This window comes from Candidatus Methylomirabilota bacterium, from assembly GCA_035709005.1.
GTDB lineage: Bacteria > Methylomirabilota > Methylomirabilia > Rokubacteriales > CSP1-6 > 40CM-4-69-5.
The window spans coordinates 1-21,148 of the sequence record DASTFB010000102.1 but is presented as its reverse complement, the minus strand read 5'-3'; the positions used below and the strand labels follow the sequence as shown (position 1 = coordinate 21,148).

The window sequence follows — 21,148 nt, the reverse complement described above, 5'->3', positions numbered from 1 at the left end:
GCGGAGCGGCGTTCAGCCCGCCAGCTCGCGCCTGACCAGACGGGCGCCGGCGCCCAGCGCGCGAAGCTTGCCGCGGGCGACATCGCGGGGCAGCGGCACCATGCCGCAGTTGGTGCTCGGCGAGATCCGCTCCGGCGGGACGTGGCGCATCACCTGCCGGATCGTCGCGGCCACGGCCTCCGCGGTCTCGATCTCGTGCGTGGCCACGTCGATGCACCCGACGGCCACCCGCTTGCCCGCCAGCAGCTCGACGAGCTCCAGGGGGACGCGCGAGTTGGCGCACTCCAGCGAGACCTCGTCGAGGCGACTGCCCGCCAGCAGCGGGAACGTCTTCTCGTACTGCCGCCACTGCGAGCCCAGGGTCCGCTTCCACTCGATGTTGGCGTCGATGCCGTAGCCGTAACAGATGTGAACGGCCGTGGCGCAGGCGAGCCCCTCGATCGCCCGCTCGAGGGCCGTGATGCCCCACGCCGCCACGTCGTCCATGTAGACGTTGAACGCCGGCTCGTCGAGCTGCAGGACGTCGAGCCCGGCCGCCACCAAATCCCGCGCCTCCTCGTTGATGATGCGGGCGAACTCCAGGGCCAGCCTGGCCCGGTCGCGATAGTGCTCGTCGGCCAGCGTGTCGACGATCGTCATGGGACCGGGGATGGTGAACTTCAGCCGCCGCTCGGTGTGGGCGCGGGCCCAGCGGATCTCCTCCAGGTGCACGGCCCGGCGACGGCGCAGCGGCCCGGTCACCGTGGGGACCTCGGCCTTGTATCGGTTGGCGCGGATGCCGATCGTGACGCGCCGGCCGAAGTCGATGCCCTCGAGCGACTCGAGAAATCCGTGGACGAAATGCTGGCGGGTCTGCTCGCCATCGGTGACGACGTCGATGCCGGCTGCCTCCTGCTCCTTGAGGGCCACCAGCACGGCGTCGCGCCGGCCCTCGGCGAGCGTCTCCGGCGCCAGCCGCCAGGGCGCCCACAGCCGCTCGGGCTCGGCCAGCCAGCGTGGCTTGGGAAGGCTGCCGACGATGGTGGTGGGCAGCATGCGGTGCCGATGGTAGCCGCGGGCCCCGGCCGTGCGCAACGCCAGCCCGCGCGCAGGGTCAGGGCCGCCGATCCGCGTCGCCCAGCGACCAGTGCAGATCCACGTGAACGCCGCCGGGCCCCGCGTAGAGCGTCGCCCGATCGTAGGCCAGGTCGAAGCTCCACGAGTGCGCGTCGGCCAGCCGGTGAGGCATTGTGGGAGGCACCGCAGGGAATGTCGGCGGGATCGGGACGCTGCGGCGGGCACCCGCCCGCCGGCGTCGCGCCCGCATCCGGGTTCACCAGCGGATCTCGCAGGACCCGCTCGAGGTCGGCCGGCCTGATCCGGAGCGCGACCGGCGATGCGTCCCCGTCGTTCCTGGCCGTGATCATGGGATCGAACCCGCAGAGGACACCGAGGCCGTCGGCCAGGGCGCGGATCTCGCAGTACTGTCCCAGGCTCGTTGCACCGCATGGTCAGGTCGATGTGCACGGACAGGGGGATGCGGTCTTGTCGAACAGCCAGCCGGTCAGATCGGGCACGAGGCCGGCGGTCCTCAGGAGTTCTTCATCATCATGGCCGCGCAGGCGGCACCCATGCCCGGCCACGGCCCGCGCCTGGGGGGGCCGCCCCGACCGTCAGCAGGCTCCGCGCCCGGAGCCGGTCGACGAACGCCCGGCGTTTTCTGAACGGCGCGGAGTATCATCCAGCCATGTCCGGCGGGCGCGCGGTGCCGTACACGCTGCTGTGGGGCGCCGCGCGAGGTCTGGACCTCTCCGCACGGGCCGCGATGTACCTCGCCGCAGGAATCCTGCGACTCTCCGATCTGCGACACGGCATCGCCAGCGCCTGGGCCGACTTCGGCCGCCACGAAGCGGCGATTCTGTCGGGGCTCATGTCCTGGGAAGAGCTGTACGGGCACGCGCTGAAGCCCGACGACCGGATCTTCCTGATCGGCTGCGGCACGGGACGGGACCTCATCGCGCTGCTCGAGCGGGGCCATCGGGTCAGCGGCCTCGACCCCGCTCCGGGCGTGGTGGCCCTGCCCCGTGAGATGCTGGCCAGGGAAGGCCTCGCGGCCGACGATGGAACCGCGATCCTGACCGGGCCGTGAGTCGCGCCGCCGACCGGCCCCAGGCGCCCGCTCAGCGAGGGCTGGTCGCCTCGCCCCACGTCCTGGCCTCCCAGGCCGGCCGCGCGATCCTCCGCCAGGGAGGCAACGCGCTGGATGCGGCCATCGCCACCGCCATCACGATCGCCGTCGTCTACCCGCACATGAACAGCGTCGGGGGCGACAGCTTCTGGCTGGTGTTCGATGCGCGCAACGCGACGCTGCGCGTGCTCAATGCCGCGGGCCGCTCGGCGGCGGCCGTCGACGCCGAGAGCTACCGGGCCCGGTACGGCTCCGCGCTTCCCACCCGCGGCGGGCCCGCGGCGCTGACGGTGCCCGGCGCGGTCTCCGGGTGGTGGGACGCGCACGTGGCCAGCCGCGAGCGGATGCACTCCCCCATCCGGTGGAGCGCGCTGTTCGAGAACGCCATCGCCCACGCCCGCTCGGGGTTCGCCGTTTCGGCCGGCCAGCGGCGGGTGACGGCCCAGGCCGCCGCCCTCTTCGCCGACGAGGCGGCCGACGAGATCAAGCGCTCGCTGTGGCCGATCTACCACCCGGACCGGCTGGCCTGCGATCGGTTCGCGCAGCCGGCGCTGGCGGCGACGCTGACCGCCATCGCCGAGGGCGGCGCCGAGGAGTTCTATCGGGGGGCTCTGGCCCGCCGCATCGCCGCCGGTGCGGCGGCGGCGGGAAGCCCGCTGCGCGCCACCGACCTGGCCGAGCACCGGGCCGACTGGGTCGATCCGCTGCGCGTGCCCTATCGCGACGGCGAGGTGGCGAGCGCCCCGCCACCGACCCAGGGATTCGCCGCCCTGGCCATCGTGAGCCTGCTCGCGGGCTTCCCGCTCGACGCGGTCGACGACGCCGAGTACGTCCACCTGGCCGTCGAGGCCACGAAGCTCGCCTTCGAGGACCGCGACCGTTATCTGGCCGATCCCACGGTCGCTCCCGTACCGGTGGACCTCTGTCTGGATCCCCAGCGGCTGGCCCGCCGACGTCAGGCCATCTCCCGCCTGGCCGCGCCGCCGGTGGCCAAGCCGGCGGCGGGAGACACGGTGGCCGTCGTCGCCGCCGACACCGCGGGCAACGCGGTGGTCGTCATCCAGAGCACGTACCACGAGTTCGGGGCCGGCGTGGTGGCCGGCGACACCGGCGTGTTGCTGCAGAACCGGGGCGCCTCCTTCTCCCTCGATCCCGCGCATCCCAACTGCCTGGCCCCGCGGAAGCGCCCGGCGCACACGCTCATTCCCTCCATGTACCTGGTCGGGGGCCGCCCGCGCATCGTGTACGGCACCATGGGTGGCGACGGCCAGCCCCAGACGCAGGCCGCGGTGCTGACACGCATGGTCCTCCGCGGGCTCTCACCGCAGGCGGCCGTCGACGCCCCGCGCTGGCTCTACGGGCGAACCTGGGGCGAGCGCTCCCACGCGCTCAGGCTGGAGGCCCGCTTCGCCCCTGACGTCGCCGACGCCCTGCGCGCGCGCGGCCACGATGTCCGTGTCGTCGAGGCCTGGAGCGACCTCATGGGTCACGCCCAGGTGATTCGGCTCGAAGGGGATGACCTGGCGGCGGGGTCCGATTCCAGGGCCGACGGCGCCGCCGCTGGCTGCTAGGCAAATTGCATCAGCGCGTTCCCCTTGGCAGGCCCGGGCGTCGCCTGTTAGGGTTGGAGACCCTTCGAGGAGGCGGGATGTCGTTACGCGAGCGCCGGACGTTCCGGCTGTCGTGCAATGCGCCGGTCCTGGTCAAGTACTCTCAGGAGTCCGAGCAACCGGCGTGGGGCTACTCCGCGGGCGTCGCCGGCGACGTCAGCATGGAAGGCGCATCGGTCGTCCTGCCCGAGTCGCTGCGCCCCGGCTCTGCCATCGAGCTGGCCTTCCTGCCGACGAGCGACGAGGCGCCCGCTCGTCGCGAGATAAAAAAGTCCGCCACCGTCGTATGGGTCTCCCAGCTCGCGCCCCTTCCCAGCGCCCCGTTCCGGCACGGGCTCAGGTTCACCGAGCCGGAGGTGGACCTTCTGTTCTGGGCGTGGCCGGGCGAGCGCCTGCCCGATTGAGGTCAGCTCAGCGGTAGCTCCGTGTCGAACAGCCTGAAGGACGAGCGGCGCGTCTGTTCCAGGGCCTGCCGGATTTCCGGGGCGCCCTGCCCGGCCCCCTGGGCCAGCAAGGCCTCGAAGAAGCGGGTGTAGAAGGCATCCGGGTACACCGTCACGCTGGCCCGCGCGCGAAGGCCCGGTCGCTCGACCCGTCCTCGATAGACCAGGCTCGCGCTCTGCCCGGGGCTCAGGCGCGTGTCGGATAGCTCGCGCGAGAGATCCAGCGAGACCTCACGACCGATCACCGTCTCGACCCGGCTGCCCTCGACGGCCCGGCCCGCGGCATCGACCACCTCGATGGCGGCGACCACGCGCGGCGTCACGTACGTCGGGAAGGCATGGCCGACGGCCGTGCTGGCGATGCGGAGGGTGACGATCGCCGTGTCGCCGACGCGGTAGCGGGCCGCACCGGCCTCGGCGGTGATCGTCAACCCTGCCCGAACCATGTCGGGATCGTGGATGCCGCGCCAGAGATGGCGGCGGTCGGGCATGTGGCAGTCCTGGCACTGCACGCCCGCGCGCGCGAATCGGCTGGCCTTCCACTCTTCGTAGGTGTTCTCCAGAAGCTTGCCGTTGAGAGCCAGGCCCCGGGAGTCGAACTGGTGGCAGCCCCGGCAGAACTCGGCCGCCAGGAACGCCGCCGTCCGGGTGGCGCCGCCGTGGGGCAGACGCTCCCGCGGTCCGGGGCTCTCCAGCGTGCCATCGCGCCGCGGCGGTCCGAAGCGCTGGTGCGCGCGCACGTGGCAGCCCGCGCACGTCAATCCCTTGCCGAGGAGATCGGCCTCGAACACGGGATTGATACGAAACTCCTCGGCCGCCCGAACGACGGGCGCCTGCTCCGCGAGCGGGGCGTGGCAGCCCAGGCAGGACAGCGCCTGGGCCGGCGAGCTCGCCAGCATCTCGCGCACCTGCCCCAGCACTCCCGGTCCCATCGCGGCGGCGTGCCAGCTCGTGCGCCAGTCCGCGTATTGCGCGGGATGGCAGGCGCCGCACTGTTCGGGGTGCAGCGAGGCCTCGAGCGGGGAGAACCTTGCCGGCGCGGGCCCCTGCTCGGCCAGCGGGGTCTTCCAGTGGCGCTGCACGAACTCCTCGACGGCGGTCCGCTCGCCGGGCGCGGCGGCGACGAGACTCAGCGAGAGAGCCAGTGCCGCGAGCCGAGTGAGGCGCACCGCCTCACCTTATCAGGACAGGCCACGTGGTAGCCTCCGCCCCGTGGCTCCGTCCCCGCTGACCGTCCTCTGCATAGGCTGGCGGGCGCAGGTCGCCCTCGCGCGTGCCGACGCGATACACCCGATCGGAGCCTTCTCGGCATCCGCCTACCTCGCGGCGGGCGGTGAGCTCATCTGGCTCGGCCGGGCGGGTGCGAGCCTGCACCCCCGTGCCGTCCTGGTGCCCCGCCTGCCCGATCAGCTCGAGGGCGTGAGCCTGGACGCTTCGCAGGCCTCCGTCTGGCGGCCGTCGCCGGTGGATCGCGCCGACCGCGCCCGGCTGGCGGATGCCTGCCGCGCGCTGCGCAGCGTCCTGCCGAGGCTTGGCCAGGCCGCGGGCCTCGGCGTGCTGCTGCTGGGCCGGGTCCCGGCCTTTCCCCTCGACGGCGCGAGGGAGGCGGCCACGGCTCTGGCTCGCGCGTGCGCCGAGGACGACCCGGCCGCGGCTGCCCTCGCTGCCGAGGGCCTGATCGGGCTGGGGCCGGGCCTGACCCCCGCCGGCGACGACTTCGTCGGGGGCGCCTTCTTCGCGCGCGCGCTGCTCGGAAGCAACGATCGGACCGCGAAGGACTGGGCCGGCGCGGCCGCGCGGCTCCGGGCCGTCGCCCGCGCCCGCACCCATCCCATCAGCGCCGTGCTGCTGGCGGATCTGCTCGCGGGCGAAGGCTACGAACCGCTCCACGACCTCGCGGGCGCCCTGGCGGCCGGATCCACCTCGAGCGCCATCGTAGCCGCCGGCCGGCTCACCCGGATCGGCCATTCCTCCGGGTGGGACCTGCTGGCGGGTCTGCTCGCCGGCGTGCTGGGAGCAGCCGCTTTGGATCGCACCGCGGCTGCAGCACGCTCGGTCGGGGACGAATCAACATGAAACGGACGACGGCGGCCGCACACGCGTCCACTCCTGGAGTAGAGTGGGAGCGCGGTCATCGCTCACCCGGGAGGTCAACACGGTGGATCCGTACCGGCTACCTCGCCACGTCGCCCCCACGCGTTACGAGCTGCGCCTCGAGCCCGATCTCACCACGGCCAGCTTCGCCGCCTCGGAGGTCGTCACCCTCGAGGTGACCGAAGCGACCGCGGAGATCGTGCTGAACGCCGCCGAGCTGAAGATCACCGAGGCGGTCGTCACCGGCGGGGCCGGCGCGACGTACCGCGCTGCGGTGAGCCTGGAGGAGGACCTCGAGCGGTGCCGCCTCGCCTTCGAGCAGCCGCTGGGCCCGGGCACCTGGCAGCTCCGTCTGGCCTTCCAGGGAACGCTCAACGACAAGCTCCGCGGCTTCTATCGCAGCACCTATAAGGACGCCAGCGGAGCGACCCGGACACTGGCCGCCACCCAGTTCGAAGCCACCGACGCCCGGCGGGCCTTTCCGTGCTGGGACGAGCCGAGCTTCAAGGCCGTGTTCGCTTCCACCCTCGTGATCGATCCCGCGCTCACCGCGGTCAGCAACACCCGCATCACGGGGGAGCGGATCGCAGGCGGCAAGAAGGTCGTCACCTTCGCCGACACGATCCGGATGTCCACCTATCTGGTCGCGTTCGTGGTCGGCGAGCTGGAGGCCACCGACCCGGTGCCGGTCGGTCAGGCGCCGGTCCGCGTCTGGTGCGTGCCCGGCAAGCGCCGGCTGGCCGGCTTCGGGCTCCAGGTGGCAGCGGCGTCGCTGGCGTTCTTCGAGCGGTACTACGCGCTGCCCTATCCGGGCGACAAGCTGGACCTGCTGGCCATCCCGGACTTTGCCGCCGGGGCGATGGAGAACCTCGGCGCGATCACCTTCCGGGAGACGGCCCTCCTGGTCGACGAGCGCCAGGCCACGCACAGCGAGCTCGAGCGCATCGCCGACGTCGTCGCCCACGAGAATGCCCACATGTGGTTCGGCGACCTGGTCACCATGTCCTGGTGGAACGGCATCTGGCTCAACGAGGCCTTCGCCACGTTCATGGAGATGCTGGCCGTGGACGCCTGGAAGCCCGAGTGGAAGCGCTGGAACACCTTCGGGGTCTCTCGGACGGCCGCGTTCACCGTGGACGGCCTCTGGTCGACGCGCCCCATCGAGTACGCGGTGCGGGCGGCCCGGGATGCCGACGCGATGTTCGACGTGCTCACGTACGAGAAGGGCGCCTCCGTCCTGCGCATGCTGGAGCAGTACCTCGGGGCCGACGTCTTTCGGGCGGGCGTCCGTGATTACCTGCGCGCCCACAGCTACGCCAACGCGGACACCGGGGACCTGTGGGCCGCGCTGGGCCGCGTCTCGGGAGCGGACATCGCCGCCGTCATGGACGCCTGGGTCTTCAAGCCGGGCTTCCCGCTGGTGAGCGCCCGCCGGGAGGGCACCCACCTCGTGCTCTCCCAGCAACGCTTCACCTCGCTGCCGGAGCCTCCGCCCTTCACCACGGCGGCGGACGGCCGGGACCAGCGCTGGCAGATTCCGGTGCAGCTCCAGCTCGGAGCATCGGGCGGCACGGCCACCGAACGGCTGCTGCTGACGGATGCCGAGACCCGAATCGCCCTGCCCCGGGGGTTCCAGTGGGCGCTTGTGAACGCCGGCGGGCACGGCTTCTATCGGGTCCGCTACGCCGGCGATCTCCTGGACGCGCTGGTGCAGCGGCTCGACACCCTGGCGCCGATCGAGCGGTTCAACCTCGTGTCAGACGCCTGGGCCGCCGTCACCGCCGGCCTCATGCCGGCCACCGAGTACCTGGATCTGGCGACCCGCTTCCACGGCGAGCGTGACCGCAACGTGTGGACACTCCTGCTGGCCTCGCTGGGGACGCTCAACCGCGTCCTCGGCCCGACCGACCGCCCGCGGCTGGAAGCCTTCGCCCGAGCTCTGCTCGCCCCCATCGTGTCCGACCTGGGCTGGGCCCCCCGCGAGGGAGAAGACGACCTGACGCGACAGCTCCGCGCCGACGTGCTGCGGGCGATGGGCACGCTGGGCAACGATCCCGTCACCCAGGCGCGCGCCGCCGAGTTGTACGCCGAGTGGCTGCGGGACCCCACCACCGTGGATGCCAGCGTGGTGCCGGCCCTCATCGCCATCCTGGCCCACGCCGGCGACGCCAGTCGCTACGCCCAGTTCCTGCAGCGCTTCCGCACCGCCGCCACGCCCCAGGAAGAGCAACGCTACCTCTACGCGCTCATCGGCTTCCGGCCGCCCGAGCTCGTCGCCCAGACACTCGAGCGGACGGTCAACGGAGAGGTCCGCACCCAGGACGGCCCGTTCGTGCTGCGAGCCGCGCTCATGAGCGTGCACGCGCGCGAGCGCGCCTGGCAGTTCGTCAAGGACCGCTGGGAGCAGATGGACCGGATCTTCCCCAAGCACGGACTGCGTCGGATGTGCGAGGGCGTGATCGGCCTGGCCGCGGCCGAGCTCGAACGGGACGTGCATGCCTTCTTCACCGAGCGCAAGATCCACCTGGGAGGCCGGACGCTCGAGCAATACCTCGAGCAGCTGCGGGTCGCCGTCCGGCTGGGAGAGCGGGAAGCGCCTCCGCTGGCGCGCTACCTCGCGCGCTTCTAGGGGAAGCTGATGGTGTTGCCCTCTCCCGAGACCGTGACCGCGAACGTCCCGTCGGGGTTCGGGAGATAGACGTAAGGGGTCCACATCCCGCCGGGCGGCGTGGGCACCTGGGCCAGGAAAGGTCCGGCCGTCATGCCGGCTGCATTGGTGGCGGGCGCCGTGAGCGCGCCCAGGTTCGGCGGCAGCGCCCCCATGTGACCCTCGAACACCGACACGGCCGTCGCGATGGTCCGGACCTCGCTCTGGGCCTTCGTCAGCCGGGTCTTGGCGGCCAGGTTCACATAAAGGTGGATGGCGATCGAGGCGAGGATGGCGATGATCGCCACGGCCATGATCAGCTCCACGAGCGTGAAGCCGCGGCGGTCCCGCATCCGGCTCAGGATCCGACTCCACAGCCCCATCATGGCTCAGCGCCTCCAGGACGCTGGTGGTGCACCGGCGATGCCAGACCGGTAAAACTTGAATCACCTCAGCGAAATCAAGCTGTTAGAATCTCGGTAGTGAAGCCTGGGGCTACACCAAACCCCCGCGGGGGCTTGCCAAAACCGTCAGCGACGTGACAGGACACGTCACCCCCCGCGAGTCTCGGCCCGGGCTGTGCAGAGCATTCGGGCTCCATGGTAGGGTGCGGACGATGTCACGCTGGCTCGGCACGCTCGTCATCATCGCCGGACTCGCGTTGCCTGGTGCGGGCCACGCCCTGACCGTGCAGGAGGCAATCCTCCGCGCCAAGCCAGCCGTCACGCTCATCACCGCTCGAGTCGACGCGGAGGTCTCGCTCGATTGCGGGCAGGGGCCGGTCATCGTCAAGCCGGCGCCGTTCATCGAGACCGGTACCGGCTGGTTCGTGGACGGCCGCGGCTGGCTGATCACCAACGCCCACGTCGTCGATCCGGTCCATCGCCTGCCCCCCTGGGTGTCCCACGAGCTGAAAAAGAAGGCGATCGAGGAGGCCTGCGTCGACCCCGCCTTGAAGGCCCGGCGGCTCATGCGCGGCCAGAGCCCGGAGCTCGAGGACCGGATCCGCCGCGCCGCCACCGACCGCGCGATGCCCCGGATGGAGTTCACGGCGCGGCCCTCGCTGACGGTCCTGCTCTCGAACGGCACGCGCCTGCCGGCCGAGGTGAGGAAGTTCAGCCCGCCGGTGCTGCTCGACGCGAGCAATCGCCCGGTGCCCGATTCCGGGCGGGACCTGGCCCTGCTGCGCGTGCCCGCGGGGCCCTACCCGGCGCTTCCCATCTCCACCCGGGACGCCAAGATCGGCGATCCGGTCCACATCCTCGGCTTCCCCGCCGTGGTGCTGTCCCACGAGCTGCTGAGCCAGAGCATGATGCCGGAGGCCTCGGTCACCAACGGCGCCGTGTCCGGCTTCCCCAAGGACGCCATCGGCCAGGACTTCATCCAGACCGATGCCCCGGCCAGCCACGGCAACAGCGGCGGACCGGCCATCGGCAGCGACGCCTCCCTGGTCGGCGTGATCACGGCCGTCTCCCTCTCGCCGGGGGGTGGAGCCATCGTGCAGGGCTTCAACTTCCTCATCCCGGCCGGCGACGTGCTCAAGTTTCTCGACGGCACCAGTGTGCAGCCGGGCGAGAGCCGCTTCAGCCCGCTGTGGGTGGCCGGGCTCGAAGCGCTGTTCGCCGGACGCTACGGCACGGCGCTGGCCCGCTTCGAGGAGGCCAACCGCCTGCTACCCAATCTGACCGACGTCAAGAAGGTCCTGGCCGAGGCAGATTTCAAGGTGAAGAACCCTCCGCCCCGCGGCTTTCCCTGGGCGTGGGCGACGATCGGCGTGACGCTGCTCAGCGTCGGCGCCTTTGGGGGCATGGCCGGACGACGGTGGTGGCGCAACCGCTACCGCGTGCTGCCCGCTCAGGTGATCGGGTTCATGGAGAACGGGGTGAATCCGCTGTTGCTCGACGCCCGGACGAAGACGGATTACGAGACGAGCCCGCTGAAGCTGCCCGGGGCCGTGCGGCTCGAGCCCGAGGAGGCCGAGAGCGGGCGGATCAAGCTCGACGCCGACCCCCGGCAGCTCATCGTGGCCTACTGCACGAGCCGCGAGGAGCAGACGAGCGCCCGCGTGGCGAGGCTCCTGCGCCAGCGCGGCTACGTCAACGCCCGCGTCCTCAAGGGCGGCCTGGGCGGCTGGACGAACGCCCGGCTGCCCGTGGAGGCGAAATCGTCGCTGCCCTCCATCGGCCTGGAGATCTACAAGAACCTCACCCTCGGCGACGTCGAGCGTCGCAAGGTCAAGGCCGGCGAGACGATTTTCCGGGAGGGCGACGATCCGCACGGCGAGGCGTACGTCGTCCACGCCGGCACCGTGGAGATCCGCCGGCAATTCGACGGCACCGAGCGGGTGCTGACGACGCTGGGCGAGGGCGAGCTCTTCGGGCAGATGGCGCTCTTCCGCGAGTCCGGCACGCGCTCGGCAGGAGCGGTGGCCCAGACCGACGTCGACCTGCTGGTCATCAAGGCCGAGCGTCTGGACTGGCTGATCCACAACCGCCCGCTGCTCACCAAGGAGATCCTGCGCCAGCTCAGCGAGATGGTGGTCGCCACCGACGCCGGGCGGGTCGAGCGCTCGAGCCGCAGCGCCCACTGACATCCCGGTCAGACGATCCCGCGCTCCTGCAATCGCCCGAGCTCCGCCCTGGCGAGGCCGAGCCGGCCGCAGTAGATCTCCTCGTTGTGCTCGCCCGGCGTCGCGGGCCCCGCCGAGCGGATCTGGCCCGGCGTCGCGGTGAGGCGCGGCACCACACCCGGCATGGCCAGCGCTCCCAGCGCGCCCGCCGCGATGGACACGATGTTGTGGCGCGCCTGCACCTGGGGATCCGTGAAGAGGTCGGCGACGCTCATCACCGGCGACGACGGCACCTCGGCCGCCGCCAGGATCTCGAGCGTGCGGGCCGCGTCCCGCTCGGCCACCCAGACGGACACCAGCTCGTCCACGAACGCCCGGTGCGCGAGGCGGGCGGGCATCGTCGCAACCCGCGGATCGGCACCGAGATCCGCCCGCCCCATAGCCGTCAGCAGGCGGAGAAACATCCGGTCGTTCGTGCAGGCGATGGCGATCCATCGCCCATCGCCGGTCCGATAGTGGTTGTGGGGGACGGCGCTCTCGGTCCCGGAGCCGATACGCTCGCGCACGTGGCCCGTACGGCCGTACACGGCGATCGCGTCATCGAGCACGCGGAGAATCGGCTCGTAGAGCGCGACATCTACCACCTGGCCCTGTCCCGTGCGCTCGGCGTGGCGCAGCGCGATCAGCGCGCCGAGCGCCCCGAAGACGCCGGCCAGATAGTCGGGCACGGTCGGCGTGCCGGGCGTGACGGGAGGCCGGTCGGGGTAGCCGGAAAGATAGGCGAGGCCCCCGACAGCGGCGGCGATGCGGCCGAACCCTGGACGCTGGCGATAGGGACCCGTCTGTCCGAAGGCCGAGATCCGCACCAGAACCAGGGCCGGGTTGACGGCGGACAGGGCCTCCCAGCCGATGTTCCAGCGCTCGAGCGTCCCCGGGCGGAAGTTCTCGGCCATGACGTGCGCCCCGGCCGCCAGCCGCTTGACCAGGGCCTGGCCTTCCGGCGAGCGCAGGTTGCAGGTGATGGACTTCTTGTTGCGGGCCTCGACGAACCACCAGTAAGAAGAGGCATCGGGAGCGACCGCCCGCCCCAGCCGGCGCAGGTCGTCGCCGCCGCCCGGCTGCTCGACTTTGATGACCTCGGCGCCGAACTCCCCGAGCAATGTCGCGCACATCGGGGCGGCGAGGAAGGTGGCGAGGTCGACGACCGTCATGCCGGTCAGGGCGTCGGACACGGCTGACCATGCTACTATCCGCCGCGCCAAATCCCAACGAGGGAGGCTCTGACCTGGTCCGCGTGCCGGTCCGCCGTCTCGATCCCGACCTGCCGCTGCCCACGTACGCCCACCCCGACGACGCCGGTCTGGACCTGCTGGCGGCGTCCCAAGTCACGCTGGCGCCCGGCGCCCGCGCCCTCGTCCCCACCGGGATCGCCGTCGCCATCCCGGCCGGCTATGCGGGATACGTGCTGCCGCGCTCGGGGGTGGCGCTCCGGCACGGCGTCACCGTGCTCAATGCGCCCGGGCTGATCGATGCCGGCTACCGCGGCGAGATCCAGGTGCTCCTGGTGAACCACGATGCGGCGCCGGTGACCTTCGAACGGGGCACGCGCATCGCCCAGCTCGTCATCCAGCGAGTGGAGCGTGCCCAGCTCGGCGAGAGCGAGGAACTCCCGCCGAGCGGGCGCGGCAGTGGCGGCTTCGGGTCGACAGGAACCTGAGCGCGTCGGTCAGCGGATCCGGCGCTCCTTGCCGAGCCCGCCCTCCATCGTCTCCTTCGAGCCCTGCAAGTTCTCGGAAGCCGCTTGCAGGGTGTCCGCCGCGCGGGTGCGGGCGGAGCGGGTCTTGTCGTCGAGGTACGCTCTCATCTGGTCGCGGTAGAACCAGACGGCTGCACCGCCGAGCAGGGCACCGAAGATCAGGCTGCCAATCACGGGGGGTCCTCCTTTCCGTGCGTTTGCGCTACGGAGCAAAGACGATGCCGGCGAGGGCGGTCAGCGGGTGGACGGGCGCCGGGGCTCAGAGACGTCCTGCAGCACGATGGCCCAGCCCAGGACCCGGAGGAGGTCGTCGACATGGCGGGCTTGACGGCGGTCACCCTGCCGGCGCTCGGCCTCGGGAGCCGAGCTGGAAGAGCGGCGGCGCTCACCGGCCCGCTGATCGAGGAGCACCCGCACGCTCTCGTTCCCCTGGAACGCCCGCCGCATGTACTGGTAGAGCTTCACACGGTTTTTCGCGACGATGAGCACCTGGCGGGCCCCCGGCCGGCGGTTGGCGGGAACCTTCGTGGCGTCGGCGCTCCGGCGCATGCGGTGGGCGGCCTCGAGAAACCGGGCCAGCGGGACCCAGATGTTGCTGCCGCAGGCCGGACAGGTCGTCGCCCCGATCTCGAAGCACACCTCGCAGTCGACGCAGAGCATGAGCCGGCGCAGGGGCAGGTGCCCCATCGTGCTGCGTGTCCTGGTGAGCACGGAATCTTTCTTGGAGAACATGGCGGCCCGAAGGAGTGCGAGCGCGGTGCCAAATCTGAGAAGAATCGTTTTCTCAACCGGGCCCGGCAGTTAAGGTCGGCGCCGAGCGCGCGCGCCCGTCGGGGAGTGACAAGGGGTTGCCCGGCGCGAGTCAATCTGTCCCGAACCGCCGGCCCGCCACGCCGATTGCGCACGCGCGGGCTTTCACGTAAGCTGGGCCCGTCTGGTTCGGCTGTGGGCTCACCCCCGAGTCACCCTCGTCAGACGGCGTCTCAAGTAACCTTCCGCGCTCCGAGACGCTCAGACCAAGGCGGAAGATGCATCAGGAGGCGCCACCATGGCGCAAAAACTCTTCATCGGCGGTCTCAGCTTCAACACCACCAGCGAGGGGCTACGTGAGTTCTTCGCCCAGTCGGGGACGGTGGTCTCGGCCAACGTCGTCACCGATCAGTTCTCGGGCCGTTCGCGAGGATTCGGGTTCGTCGAGATGGAAACGGTGGAGGACGCCCAGAAGGCGGTCCGCGAGCTCGATGGCCGAGAGCTGGACGGCCGCCGGCTGAAGGTGGAAGTCGCCAAGCCCAAGGCTGAGAGCGGCGGCGGCCGGGGCGGCGGCTACGGCGGTGGCGGCCGCGGCGGCCGCGGCGGCGGCGGCGGCTGGCGCTAGATCGGCAGCGACGGGGGACGGCGATGCCGTCCCCCGTGGTGTCTCAGGGGCCGATGTGACGATCTGACATCGGGGGTCCCTCCGCCGCACCGGCGACCGCTCCCGTCAGAAAACGATTCCCCACCGGCGGGCGAAAGTCGCCCTTTCCGGGACGGCTCGCTCCATCTATACTTCCGCTCGGATCCCGCGATGCGCGCCGATCTTCCCGCTACTCACTACCGCGCCAGTACCCTCGTCGATGTCCTCGACCGGGTGCTCGACAAGGGCCTCGCCATCGCCGGCGACATCAAAGTGTCGCTCGCCGAAGTGGAGTTACTCACGATCCGGATCCGGCTGATCATCTGCTCGATCGACAAAGCGCAAGAGATCGGCCTGGACTGGTGGAAGCACGATCGCTATCTCGCGCCCGGCCGGCGGACACCGGGCGATGCCGAAGATCTGGGCCGGCAGCTCCGTATCCTGGAACGCAAGGTGGCGGCACTCGCCGCGCAGCGCCGCCGCAACGGCCCCCGTCGACAACGCAACCGAGCGTCCGTGCAGGGAGGATGACCGATGGCCGTGGAGCGCGCGTCAGGCGGCACCAGTCTGATCGACGTTCTCGATCGCGTCCTCGACAAGGGGATCGTCATCGACGCCTGGGTTCGGGTGTCGCTGGTGGGAATCGACCTGATCACGGTCGAGGCCAGAGTGGTGGTGGCCTCGATCGACACGTATCTGAAGTACTCCGAAGCCGTCGGCCACGTGGCTCCGGCGTCCCGGCCGGCCGCCGTGGACGGGCGCACGGCCGCGTCCCTCGCCGCTGAAAACACCGCGCTCCGAGCCCAGCTCGCGCCCAACGGGCCCAGCGACGGTGCCGTCCTGCTCCGACGGCGGCGGCGGCCCGCCCGCGTCTAGCCGGTGACGACTCGTCCCTCGGTTCGCCCCGTCCCGCGCCCGGGCTGGGCCGACGGAAGCCCGCCCCGGCTGGCCCTCGCCGAGTTTCTGCTCGGCTGCGAGGAGCCCGCCGCGTGCGCGCAGTCGGCGCTGGAGTGGCTGCGTACCCATGCCGGCGTGCGGCAGGGGCTCTGCCTCGTGCGCGATTCCGAGCGGTCGCGGCTCGTGGGCGTCGCCGGCCTCGGCATGTCGCCCGTGCGCGCCAGCCGATTCGTCGCGGATCTCGGCAGGGCGCGGCATCCCCTGGCCGCCGCGCTGCTGCGGGGTGAAGCTCACCTCATCTCGCTGAACGGAGGCGGCCCCGGCGCGAGCGCCCCCTTCAGAGGCCGCGCTCCGCTGCTGGCCGTCCCCCTGACCGACGGCGATTCCCGCTCCTGGGAGCCCAGCGGCCTGCTGCTGGTCAGCCCGCCCGGCGACACCACGCGGCGCGAGGCGGAGTGGCTGGCCAGACTGCTCGGACCGACGCTCGCACGGCTAGAGCGCACGCACCGGGCCGTGGCGGCAAGCAAGCGGTTCGAGCGCGAGCGAGGCCTCTTCGAGGGCGTCATCCAGGCGGTCCCCGATCCCGTGGTCCTCACCGACGCAGAGGGCCGCATCGTCTTGAGCAACAGCCGGGCGGAGTCACTGTTCGGCAGCGTCGAAGGCGAGAGCGAGGGGCGGCGCCGGGCGGTGGCCCTGAACAACATGCTCTTCTCCGCCGCGCTGGCCGGCCATGCCCTGGGCCAACGCGAGCCGACCCGGCGAGAGCTGCTCCTGGTCGATCCCGTCGACGGCTCGGACCTCCTCTTCGAGCTGATCAGCACCGTCCTCAGCGATCTCCCCGGCGGCGAGCAGGCGCCGGGGCGGCGCGTCGTCTCCGTCCTGCACAACGTGACGGACCTCCGCACGGCCAGCGAAGAGCTGGAGGCGAACTATCGCCGGCTGCGCTTCGCCGAGGCAGACGTTCGCGCCGAGCGCGACCGTCTGCGCCTCGTGATCGACGCCATGGCCGACCCCGTCCTCGTCACCGACCCCGGCGGGGCCATCATCCTGATGAACGATCCGGCCGAGCATCTCTTCACCGTTGGCCCCCGGGCCGCCGGCGACGTCACCGCCCGGATCCAGTCCAACGACGCGCACATCGGCTCGTTCGTGGCCAGCTGCCTGGTGGCCGGTGACAGCGTCCGCTACCGGGGCGCGGTGGACCTCATCGATCCGGCCACCGGCCGGAGCGTGCCCTACGAAGCCGTCGCCGGGAAGGTTCGCTCCGCGCACGAGGAGCTGATCGGCGTGGTCATCATTCTCCACGACGAGACGGTGGCCCTGGAGCGCGAACGGCTCTACGAGCAGGTCAAGCGCGCCTCCACCGAGCTGGAGGCGAAGGTGCGGCAGGCCACCGCCGAGCTCGTACGGCAGAACGAGCTGCTCCGCCGCCAGGCCCTGGCCCTCGAGCAGGCCTCGGCGCTGAAGTCCCAGTTCCTGGCCAACGTCTCTCACGAGTTCCGGACGCCGCTCAACGCCATCCTGGGGTACACGAGCATGCTGCTGCAGGGGGTGCTCGGGGCCGTGTCCGAGCCGCAGAAGAAGGGCCTCTCCCGCGTGGACTCCAGCGCCCGCCACTTGCTGAACCTGATCAGCGACATCCTCGACCTCACCCGGATCGAAGCCGGCAAGATGCCGATCCATACCGCCGAGTTCGCCCTGCCCGAGCTCATCACCGAGGTGATCCACGAGGTCGAGCCGATGCTCCGCCATGCCCCGCTGATGCTCAGCAAGGAGATCGCGGCGCCGCTGCCGCTGGTGCAGAGCGATCGGGCGAAGGTGAAGCAGATTGTCCTGAACTTCGTGACCAACGCCCTGAAGTTCACCCCCGAAGGCACGGTCACGCTCTCGGCGGCCTGCGACGACGAGCGTGATCAGATCCTCATCGCCGTCGCCGACACCGGCATCGGGATCGCCGAAGCCGATCACAGCAGGATCTTCGAAGACTTCAATCAGGCCGACAACTCGCCTTCCCGCGCGTACGGGGGGGCCGGGCTCGGCCTGGCCATCTGCCGTCGGCTGGCCGCGGTCCTGGGCGGGCACATCCTGCTGCAGAGCGCGCCCGGTAAGGGTTCGACGTTCACGCTGGTCCTGCCCCGTTCGGTGTCGCGGTGATGGGGCGGCCCCTCATCTTGCTCGTCGACGACTTCTCGGACAACCGGGAGATGTACGCGCTCTACCTCGAGCACGTCGGCTACCAGGTGGCGGAAGCGGCCACGGGCCACGAGGCGCTGGCCCGCGCCTTCGAACTGTCGCCCGACCTGATCGTCATGGACCTGTCCCTGCCGGGGCTCGATGGCTGGGAAGCCACCCGCCGGCTCAAGAGCGACCCCCGCACGAAGGGCATCCCCGTGCTGGCCTTGACCGGTCACGCCCTGGAGGGGTACTCGCAGGGCGCCCGCAATGCGGGCTGCGATGCCTTCATCACCAAACCCTGTCTGCCCGAAGAGCTGGTCGTCGAGATCAGAGCCTTGCTGGAGAACGAGAGACATGAAACGCAAGCGTAAGGGGCGGGCCGCGGTCAGACCCGCGCGGCGGCCGTCGCCCGCGAGCGCGCGGCGCCGGGGACGGGACGCCGCGGCGCCGGTCGACCACCTGGGCAAGTACGTCTACTGCGTGATCAACGCCACCGACCCGCTGCGCTTCGGACCCATCGGGATCGGGGCCGGGTCCCCCGAGGTTCACACCATCAATTACAAGGACATCGCGGCCGTCGTCTCCGACTCGCCCATCGAGGTCTACGATCCCACGCGCGAGAACGTCCTGGCCCACGAGCGGGTCAGCGAGACGGTGATGCAGCGCCACACCGTGATCCCGATGTCCTTCGGCACCGTGTTCAAGACCCGGGAGGACATCGTCGAGCTCCTGCGCAGCGCCTATCACGCGTTCCACGACGTGCTGGCGAAGATGGCGGACAAGCTGGAGTTCGGGCTCAAGGTCCTGTGGGATCGCGACGTCGTGATCCGGCAGATCGAGCGCGACGACGAGGACATCCGCCGGCTCAAGAACGAGATCGCCTCGCAGAAGGGCTCGACGTACTTCGCCCGGGTCCAGTACGGACGGATGATCGACCACGCGCTGCAAGCGCGGTCCGAGCGCTACGTGAGCGAGATCTTCGCCCAGCTCCGGGATGTCTGCGTGGCCTCCCGCGCCAACAAGCCCATCGGCGACCGCATGATCATGAACGCCGCGTTCCTGGTGACCCGCGAGCAGGAGCCGGCCTTCGACGCCCGGGTCAAGAAGATCGGCGCCCACTACGACACCCTCACCTTCCGGTACACGGGGCCGTGGCCCCCGTACAACTTCGTCAACATCCGCCTCAAGCTCGAGCGCGCGCAGGCCACGTCATGATCATCCTCGACAGCCTCTTCGTCGGCGGCCTCAAGTTCGTGCTGAGCAAGATCGCCCAGGCCGTGGACGCCGAGCTCGACGACGAGCAGCGGCTGCGCGAGGAGCTGCTGGCCGCGCAGATGCAGCTGGAGCTGGGCGAGCTGTCCGCCGAGGAGTTCACCGCGCTCGAGCGGACCCTCCTGGCCCGGCTCCGGGAGCTCCGGGCCCAGAGCGGGCAGCCGGCGCCCGGGGACATGAAGGTGACCGGCGTGGAGGCGCGTACCTGGGACGAGGAGTAATCGTCGGGGCCCGCGCTCGATGGTGAAGGCGGCCGACGGCAGTGCCACGTATCTCTACTGTCTGGTCCACCACCGGCGACCGCCGTCCCTCCGCAGCGCGCCCCGCGGCTTGCCCGGCACGAGCAACGTCCGCGTCCTCGAGGCCGGCGACGATCTGTGGCTCGTCACGGCCGACGCCCCGCTGAACCGCTATGGCTCGGCGCCGATCGAGCGCGGGCTCAAGGATCTCCGGTGGGTGTCGGCCTGCGCGATGAGTCACCAGGGCGTAGTCGAGCACTTCTCCCGGGCCGCCACGGTGATCCCCATGAAGCTCTTCACCCTCTTCGCCAGCGACGAGCGGGCGCTGGCCCACGTCAGGCGCCAGCGGGGACGCCTGCGCCGGCTGGCCCGCCGCATCGGGGGACGCCAGGAGTGGGGCGTGCGCGTGACGTGGTCGGAGGACGAGGTCCGGGCAGGACGCCAGAGCTCCGGGCGCGCGCCGACCGGCGGCCGCGGCACGGCCTTCCTGCTTCGCAAGCTGGAGCTTCGCGAGCTCGTCGCCCGGCGCCGGCAGGATGCCGCGAGGGCGGCCGACCAGCTCTACCGGCGCCTCACCCGGCTCGCCGACCAGTCGCGTCGGCAGCCCATCGCCGAAGCCTCCGGCGGCGTCCGCATCCTGCTCGACGCGGCCTTCCTGGTGCCCGTCTCTCGCGCGGCAAGGTTCCGGGCCGCCGTGAAACGGCTCCTGCCCGATCTCACCCGGGCCGGCGTTCGGGCCACGGTGAGCGGTCCGTGGCCCGCCTACACGTTCGTCGCGGGGAGCCGATGAAGCCTCGGCGGGCCGCGTTGTCTCGCCCTCGGGCCGGGCTTGATACCCTCCTGGACGGGGCCGGCCCGAGCCTCCTGGACCTCGTCGATCAGGTGCTCAACAAGGGGATCGTCGTCGACGGCGAGGTCGTCCTCGGCCTGGCCGGCGTCGACCTCGTATATCTGCGCCTGTCCGCGCTGCTGTGCGCGGCCGATGGCCTGCGCCGGGCGCAGCGCCGCCGGCGCCCTCCGCGGCGCGCACGCCCGTGAGCGTACGCTACCTGTACGCGGTGCTGAGGGCGCCGGCCCCCGGCGCGCTCGGGGTCGGCCTGGGCGGCGAGCCGCTCGAGCTCGCGCGCTGGTCGAACCTCATCGCGGTGACCGGCACGCTGCCCGATCCTCCTGCCGTGGAGGTCGCCGCGCTTCGCGCGCACGACGCGGTGGTGAGACGCCTGGCCCGTCGCGCCTCCGCCGTGCTCCCGGCGCGCTTCGGGTCGGTCGTCCGCGACGAGCCGGCGCTCATCGAGTGGCTGCGCCGACGGGCCCCCGGCCTCCGCGAGGCGCTTTCGCTCGTCGACGGGGGCGAGCAGATGACGCTCCGGGTGTACGGGAGCGCCACGGCCGGCGTCGAGGAGCCCGCCGCTGGCGCGCTGGAGGCCCTCGGACCCGGGGCCCGCTATCTCGCGCGCCGTCTACACGCACATCAGCGCGCCAGCACCGCCCCCGAGCTCGCCCCGCTGCGCCGGGCGCTGGGCCGGCTGGTTCGCGCCGAGCGCGTGGAGCGCCACGACCGGTCGCCGCTGCTGGTGAGCGTCCACCACCTGGTGCCGCGCGGCACGAGCGCGCGCTATCGGGCGAGCCTTGCCCGGGCCCGCCCGCAGCTCAGGCCGCTCAGGATGCGAGCCAGCGGCCCCTGGCCGCCCTATGCATTCGCCGCGGCCGCGGTGGACGATCAGAGCTCCATGGCCGCCCAGGACTCGCCGTGAGGCGCGGCAAGCGCGGTCCGGTGAAGTCCCGAGCCCGGGCGGGCATGAAGCGACGCCGACCTGGCACGCGCGCCGCCGTCCACCCGCTCCGGGCCGAGCTCGAGCGCCAGGTCGCCGCTCAGACCGCGCGCT

23 protein-coding genes and 1 pseudogene are annotated in these 21,148 nt (G+C 71.5%); 17 read left to right on the top strand and 7 right to left on the bottom strand.

From position 1 onward, the window contains the following. Positions 1-12: 12 nt before the first annotated feature. Positions 13-1,035, bottom strand: coding sequence for a methionine synthase (locus tag VFR64_18800; protein ID HET9491786.1), 1,023 nt, complete (start codon positions 1,033-1,035; stop codon positions 13-15). A 58-nt stretch (positions 1,036-1,093) separates the two neighbouring features. Further along, positions 1,094-1,240: a hypothetical protein gene (locus VFR64_18795; GenBank protein HET9491785.1), complete on the bottom strand. Its 147-nt coding sequence runs from the start codon at positions 1,238-1,240 to the stop codon at positions 1,094-1,096. Positions 1,241-1,726: 486 nt separating this feature from the next. On the opposite strand from VFR64_18795, the gene VFR64_18790 reads away from it, so the two are divergent. The 3 genes from VFR64_18790 to VFR64_18780 all read left to right on the top strand — a co-directional run bounded on the left by VFR64_18790 (position 1,727) and on the right by VFR64_18780 (position 4,181). Further along, entirely contained in the window at positions 1,727-2,128 is a 402-nt protein-coding gene (locus VFR64_18790) for a class I SAM-dependent methyltransferase (GenBank protein HET9491784.1), read from the top strand. Next, positions 2,125-3,738, top strand: a complete 1,614-nt coding sequence (gene ggt, locus VFR64_18785) for a gamma-glutamyltransferase (protein ID HET9491783.1) — start codon at positions 2,125-2,127, stop codon at positions 3,736-3,738. The genes VFR64_18790 and ggt overlap by 4 nt, the downstream gene beginning before the upstream one ends. Positions 3,739-3,815: 77 nt before the next feature. Beyond that, the gene (locus tag VFR64_18780) at positions 3,816-4,181 is read left to right on the top strand and encodes a PilZ domain-containing protein (GenBank protein ID HET9491782.1); all 366 of its coding nucleotides are present in this window, start codon (positions 3,816-3,818) and stop codon (positions 4,179-4,181) included. 2 nt (positions 4,182-4,183) lie between these two features. Here the strand turns inward: VFR64_18780 and VFR64_18775 are convergent, their stop codons facing one another. Next, positions 4,184-5,389, bottom strand: coding sequence for a multiheme c-type cytochrome (locus tag VFR64_18775; protein ID HET9491781.1), 1,206 nt, complete (start codon positions 5,387-5,389; stop codon positions 4,184-4,186). 43 nt (positions 5,390-5,432) lie between these two features. On the opposite strand from VFR64_18775, the gene VFR64_18770 reads away from it, so the two are divergent. Both VFR64_18770 and VFR64_18765 read left to right on the top strand, forming a co-directional pair. Beyond that, positions 5,433-6,296, top strand: coding sequence for a DUF2877 domain-containing protein (locus VFR64_18770; protein HET9491780.1), 864 nt, complete (start codon positions 5,433-5,435; stop codon positions 6,294-6,296). Positions 6,297-6,378: 82 nt separating this feature from the next. Further along, a complete protein-coding gene (locus VFR64_18765; GenBank protein ID HET9491779.1) occupies positions 6,379-8,943 on the top strand; it encodes a M1 family metallopeptidase in 2,565 nt (854 codons plus the stop codon). Here VFR64_18765 and VFR64_18760 read toward each other — a convergent pair. Next, complete coding sequence (locus VFR64_18760) at positions 8,940-9,347, bottom strand: prepilin-type N-terminal cleavage/methylation domain-containing protein (protein ID HET9491778.1); 408 nt, start codon at positions 9,345-9,347, stop codon at positions 8,940-8,942. The two genes, VFR64_18765 and VFR64_18760, sit on opposite strands and share 4 nt — an antisense overlap. Positions 9,348-9,577: 230 nt before the next feature. Between VFR64_18760 and VFR64_18755 the strand changes: the two genes are divergently transcribed. Continuing rightward, the gene (locus VFR64_18755; GenBank protein HET9491777.1) at positions 9,578-11,551 is read left to right on the top strand and encodes a cyclic nucleotide-binding domain-containing protein; all 1,974 of its coding nucleotides are present in this window, start codon (positions 9,578-9,580) and stop codon (positions 11,549-11,551) included. Between the two features lie 8 nt (positions 11,552-11,559). Here the strand turns inward: VFR64_18755 and VFR64_18750 are convergent, their stop codons facing one another. Then, the gene (locus VFR64_18750) at positions 11,560-12,762 is read right to left on the bottom strand and encodes a CoA transferase (protein ID HET9491776.1); all 1,203 of its coding nucleotides are present in this window, start codon (positions 12,760-12,762) and stop codon (positions 11,560-11,562) included. 8 nt (positions 12,763-12,770) lie between these two features. On the opposite strand from VFR64_18750, the gene dut reads away from it, so the two are divergent. Then, complete coding sequence (dut, locus tag VFR64_18745; GenBank protein ID HET9491775.1) at positions 12,771-13,247, top strand: dUTP diphosphatase; 477 nt, start codon at positions 12,771-12,773, stop codon at positions 13,245-13,247. Positions 13,248-13,256: 9 nt separating this feature from the next. Here dut and VFR64_18740 read toward each other — a convergent pair whose 3' ends face one another. Beyond that, positions 13,257-13,460 (bottom strand): hypothetical protein, encoded by a 204-nt coding sequence (locus tag VFR64_18740; protein ID HET9491774.1) that lies wholly within the window; start codon positions 13,458-13,460, stop codon positions 13,257-13,259. Positions 13,461-13,520: 60 nt separating this feature from the next. After that, positions 13,521-13,997, bottom strand: a complete 477-nt coding sequence (locus VFR64_18735) for a hypothetical protein (protein HET9491773.1) — start codon at positions 13,995-13,997, stop codon at positions 13,521-13,523. 337 nt (positions 13,998-14,334) lie between these two features. On the opposite strand from VFR64_18735, the gene VFR64_18730 reads away from it, so the two are divergent. The 10 genes and pseudogenes from VFR64_18730 (at position 14,335) to VFR64_18685 (ending at position 21,016) form a co-directional block, all read left to right on the top strand. Further along, the gene (locus tag VFR64_18730) at positions 14,335-14,661 is read left to right on the top strand and encodes an RNA-binding protein (protein ID HET9491772.1); all 327 of its coding nucleotides are present in this window, start codon (positions 14,335-14,337) and stop codon (positions 14,659-14,661) included. A 189-nt stretch (positions 14,662-14,850) separates the two neighbouring features. Continuing rightward, positions 14,851-15,210, top strand: coding sequence for a gas vesicle protein (locus VFR64_18725; protein ID HET9491771.1), 360 nt, complete (start codon positions 14,851-14,853; stop codon positions 15,208-15,210). Between the two features lie 3 nt (positions 15,211-15,213). Beyond that, positions 15,214-15,429 (top strand): annotated as a pseudogene (gene gvpJ / locus VFR64_18720) (gas vesicle protein GvpJ). Positions 15,430-15,558: 129 nt separating this feature from the next. After that, positions 15,559-17,730: an ATP-binding protein gene (locus VFR64_18715; protein HET9491770.1), complete on the top strand. Its 2,172-nt coding sequence runs from the start codon at positions 15,559-15,561 to the stop codon at positions 17,728-17,730. Then, on the top strand, positions 17,730-18,122 hold the full coding sequence (locus tag VFR64_18710; GenBank protein ID HET9491769.1) for a response regulator: 393 nt from the start codon (positions 17,730-17,732) through the stop codon (positions 18,120-18,122). Before VFR64_18715 ends, VFR64_18710 begins: the two co-directional genes overlap by 1 nt. Continuing rightward, positions 18,106-18,966, top strand: coding sequence for a GvpL/GvpF family gas vesicle protein (locus VFR64_18705; GenBank protein ID HET9491768.1), 861 nt, complete (start codon positions 18,106-18,108; stop codon positions 18,964-18,966). Before VFR64_18710 ends, VFR64_18705 begins: the two co-directional genes overlap by 17 nt. Continuing rightward, positions 18,963-19,244 carry a gas vesicle protein GvpG gene (locus VFR64_18700; GenBank protein ID HET9491767.1) on the top strand — a complete coding sequence of 94 codons (282 nt, stop codon included), beginning with the start codon at positions 18,963-18,965 and terminating at the stop codon, positions 19,242-19,244. Before VFR64_18705 ends, VFR64_18700 begins: the two co-directional genes overlap by 4 nt. A gap of 19 nt (positions 19,245-19,263) precedes the next feature. Beyond that, the gene (locus VFR64_18695; protein HET9491766.1) at positions 19,264-20,052 is read left to right on the top strand and encodes a GvpL/GvpF family gas vesicle protein; all 789 of its coding nucleotides are present in this window, start codon (positions 19,264-19,266) and stop codon (positions 20,050-20,052) included. Further along, positions 20,049-20,300: a gas vesicle protein gene (locus VFR64_18690; GenBank protein HET9491765.1), complete on the top strand. Its 252-nt coding sequence runs from the start codon at positions 20,049-20,051 to the stop codon at positions 20,298-20,300. Before VFR64_18695 ends, VFR64_18690 begins: the two co-directional genes overlap by 4 nt. Then, positions 20,297-21,016 (top strand): GvpL/GvpF family gas vesicle protein, encoded by a 720-nt coding sequence (locus VFR64_18685; protein HET9491764.1) that lies wholly within the window; start codon positions 20,297-20,299, stop codon positions 21,014-21,016. The genes VFR64_18690 and VFR64_18685 overlap by 4 nt, the downstream gene beginning before the upstream one ends. Positions 21,017-21,148: the final 132 nt, after the last annotated feature.